This window comes from Nesterenkonia cremea, assembly GCF_014642675.1.
GTDB lineage: Bacteria > Actinomycetota > Actinomycetes > Actinomycetales > Micrococcaceae > Nesterenkonia > Nesterenkonia cremea.
Genome location: NZ_BMIS01000039.1, coordinates 1 through 525, shown reverse-complemented (window position 1 = coordinate 525; position 525 = coordinate 1). Strand labels below are relative to the sequence as shown.

The 525-nt window shown below is 61.1% G+C and carries 1 protein-coding gene; it reads right to left on the bottom strand.

The window, feature by feature from the left end; genetic code table 11:
- Nucleotides 1–525, bottom strand: a 525-nt coding sequence (locus tag IEW85_RS14235; protein WP_188687092.1) for an IS3 family transposase, incomplete at both ends; no start/stop codon positions are given.

Below are 525 nucleotides of genomic sequence, written 5' to 3'. Positions count from 1 at the left end.
TTATCCCCAGCAGCCCCGACCCGTCCCATGGACCCAGCCAGCTTGTATCCCTTCAGCGCCCGCTGGAATTTCCGTGAACGAAATTGCGACCCTCTATCCGAATGGACAAGGCATCCGGCCACTTCTGAGGGTCCTCCGCGGCGGGAAACCGCGTCATGCAGGGCGGCCACAGCCAGCCGTGATTTCATCCTGGAATCGATCGCATAGCCCACGATCCGGTTGCTGAAGACATCCTTGATCGCACATAGGTAGAGCTTGCCCTCACCGGTACGGTGCTCGGTGATGTCCACCAGCCATTTCTGATTCGACCTGGTGGCGGTGAAATCCCGGGCCAGCAGGTCATCACAGACTGGCGGGCCTGGCTTCTTGTGATTCTTCCTGCCCTTGCGCTGAGTGGCGGAGAAGATCTGCTGCTGTGAGCACAGCCGCCACACCCGCCGCTCAGAGGCCCGGTACCCGGCGGCGGCGAGCTCATCAGCGATGAACCGGTGCCCGAACTCCGGGTCATCAGCATGAACATCGATT